The sequence below is a fragment of the Pseudomonas protegens genome (genome assembly GCF_003732485.1).
Taxonomy (GTDB): Bacteria; Pseudomonadota; Gammaproteobacteria; order Pseudomonadales; family Pseudomonadaceae; genus Aquipseudomonas; species Aquipseudomonas protegens_B.
Map to the genome: position 1 here is coordinate 155,161 of NZ_MOAK01000081.1, position 2,758 is coordinate 157,918.

The window sequence follows — 2,758 nt, forward strand, 5'->3', positions numbered from 1 at the left end:
GGATCAATCAGCGATCAGGCAGGGTGATATTGAGTTCCAGGATCGAGCAGCTGCCCTGGTTTTCCAGAGCGACGTGCACGTCGTCGGACCCGATATTGACGTACTTGCGGATCACTTCCACCAGTTCCTTCTGCAAGGCGGGCAAGTAATCAGGGGTGCTGCGCTGGCCGCGTTCATGCGCCACGATGATCTGTAGACGCTCTTTCGCTACCGACGCGGTGCTGACCTTTTTGCTGGCACGAAAGAAGTCAAAAAGATTCATTATCTACCTCCAAACAGGCGCTCGAAGAATCCCTTCTTCTCGACATCAAGGAACCGGTGTTCCACGGTTTTGCCCAGCAGGCGGTCGACCGCGTCGCTGTAGGCCTGGCCCGCATCGCTCTGGTCGTCGAGAATCACCGGCACGCCCTGGTTGGAAGCCTTGAGCACGGCCTGGGATTCCGGAATCACGCCCAGCAGGGTCACTGCGAGAATTTCTTTGACGTCTTCAACACCGAGCATTTCGCCATTGCTGACGCGCTCCGGGTTGTAACGGGTCAGCAGCAGGTGCTCCTTGATCGCGTCTTCGCCTTTTTCGGCGCGACGGGACTTGCTGGCCAGCAGGCCGAGCATACGGTCGGAGTCGCGGACCGAAGAAACTTCAGGGTTGGTCACGACAATCGCTTCATCAGCGAAGTACATCGCCAAGTGCGCGCCTTTCTCGATACCGGCAGGAGAGTCGCAGACCACGAACTCGAACGTTTCCTTGAGTTCCATCAGGACTTTTTCCACGCCTTCCAGGGTCAGCGCGTCTTTGTCGCGGGTCTGGCTGGCGGCCAGTACGTAGAGGTTTTCCAGGCGCTTGTCTTTGATCAGGGCTTGCTGCAGGTTGGCTTCGCCATTCACCACGTTGACGAAGTCATACACTACGCGACGCTCGCAACCCATGATCAGGTCGAGGTTACGCAGGCCGACGTCGAAGTCGACGATGACTGTTTTGTGACCGCGCAGAGCGAGGCCGGTACCGATAGCGGCGCTGGTGGTGGTTTTACCCACGCCACCCTTGCCGGATGTAACCACGAGAATCTTGGCCAAGGTGTTTCACCCCTAAGGAAAAAGGACTTTTAGCCCCTGAAAAACATCTCTTGAAAACTACTGCAGTCGGACAGCCTTGGCTGGAGCTCGGTCAGCGGCAGGGTTTATTCGTCGATAAACACTGCTGATTGCCAATTTCCTACTTCGTTTGAGCCGTAATCGCTACGTTTTAGAGATGCTTGGAAAATGCGGCAGTATCCGTTAAAGACGTGTGATGTTCAACACGTCACCCGACAGGCTGACCTGGACTCCAGAGCCCCACAACGGGTCGCGCCGCAGGTCTTCGGAAACCTTGTACTGACCGGCGATGGAGATCAGTTCAGCGCTCAATTGCTGGCAGAAAATCCGTGCCTTGGTGTCACCTTTGACGCCAGCCAGGGCCCGGCCACGCATTGGGCCGTATACATGGATATTGCCATCGGCCAGAAGTTCCGCGCCGGGGCTGACCGAGGACACCACTACCAAATCGCCACCCTGGGCATAAATCTGCTGTCCGCCGCGTACTGGCGAAGTGATGATGCGGGTCGGCTTGACGGTAGGCTCAGGCGGCTTTTCCGGTGCTTTCTTGACCTCGCTTTCGGGGGGCTCGAGGGGGCGCTCCCGAGCACCGGAAGGTGGCAGCACTGGCAGATCGACGGCAATGGCCGCCGCAATGTCTTCAATCCGACTGGCGCGGATTGCCAGGGTGCGCAGACCGTGCTGGCGGCAGACACGCATCAGCCCGGGCAGATCCACCGAGCCCTCGGCAGCAGGCAGCTTGTCCAGCGCCAGTACCAGTGGAGCGTTGCTGAAGAAATTCGGTGCCTGGGCGACCTTCGCGGCCAGTTGGCGATCGAGGCCTTCAAGGTCGTTGCGGGCCAGTTCCAGCACCGTGATGGCGAGCATGCTGCCCTTTAACTGGAACACAGGATCTTGGTCTAGCGATTCGGTTTGGCTCATGGTCTGCAGAAGGCGGCTTGTCACTAAAAGTGCCGAGACTTATAACGAGATCGCCCGCGCCCCGCAAGCCAGGTCGAACCGATGTAGAATGCGCGACCTTGTTGTCTGTCCCGGAATCTGTAATGGATCGCCCGCGTTTTCGAGCTGCATTCTTGTCTCCACGTTTCTGGCCGCTGTGGCTGGGGCTTGGTGTGTTATGGCTGATTGTCCAGTTGCCTTACCCCGCACTGCTGAAAATCGGTCGCGCCCTGGGGGCGCTGATGTATCGGGTAGCCGGTGAGCGGCGGCGAATTGCCAAGCGCAACCTGGAGCTGTGTTTCCCGGAAAAGTCCGACCAGGAGCGCAAGCGCCTGCTCAAGGAGAACTTCGCCTCCACTGGAATCGCCTTCTTCGAGATGGCCATGAGCTGGTGGTGGTCCAAGCCGCGCCTGGCGCGCCTGGCCCATGTCGAAGGGCTGGAATACCTCAAGCAGGCTCAGCGCGAAGGTCATGGGGTGATTCTCATGGCCCTGCATTTCACCACCCTGGAGATCGGCGCGGCACTGCTGGGGCAGCAGCACACCATCGACGGCATGTACCGCGAACACAAGAACCCGCTGTTCGACTTCATCCAGCGCCGTGGGCGCGAGCGGCACAACCTCGACTCTCTGGCGGTGGAGCGCGACGACGTGCGCGGCATGCTCAAGCTGCTGCGGTCGGGGCGGGCGATCTGGTACGCACCGGACCAGGACTATGGCGCCAAGCA

At 59.3% G+C, this 2,758-nt stretch carries 4 protein-coding genes; 1 reads left to right on the top strand and 3 read right to left on the bottom strand.

From position 1 onward, the window contains the following. Window positions 1-7 precede the first annotated feature (7 nt). The 3 genes from minE to minC all read right to left on the bottom strand — a co-directional run bounded on the left by minE (window position 8) and on the right by minC (window position 2,013). Window positions 8-262 carry a cell division topological specificity factor MinE gene (gene minE / locus BLX41_RS24555; protein ID WP_007898843.1) on the bottom strand — a complete coding sequence of 85 codons (255 nt, stop codon included), beginning with the start codon at window positions 260-262 and terminating at the stop codon, window positions 8-10. Continuing rightward, window positions 262-1,074: a septum site-determining protein MinD gene (gene minD / locus BLX41_RS24560; RefSeq protein ID WP_011062650.1), complete on the bottom strand. Its 813-nt coding sequence runs from the start codon at window positions 1,072-1,074 to the stop codon at window positions 262-264. The genes minE and minD overlap by 1 nt, the downstream gene beginning before the upstream one ends. Window positions 1,075-1,275: 201 nt before the next feature. Continuing rightward, window positions 1,276-2,013: a septum site-determining protein MinC gene (minC, locus tag BLX41_RS24565; RefSeq protein ID WP_123726975.1), complete on the bottom strand. Its 738-nt coding sequence runs from the start codon at window positions 2,011-2,013 to the stop codon at window positions 1,276-1,278. 122 nt (window positions 2,014-2,135) lie between these two features. On the opposite strand from minC, the gene lpxL reads away from it, so the two are divergent. Continuing rightward, window positions 2,136-2,758 (top strand): LpxL/LpxP family Kdo(2)-lipid IV(A) lauroyl/palmitoleoyl acyltransferase (lpxL, locus tag BLX41_RS24570; protein ID WP_259745145.1); only part of this gene is annotated, 623 nt, incomplete at its 3' end.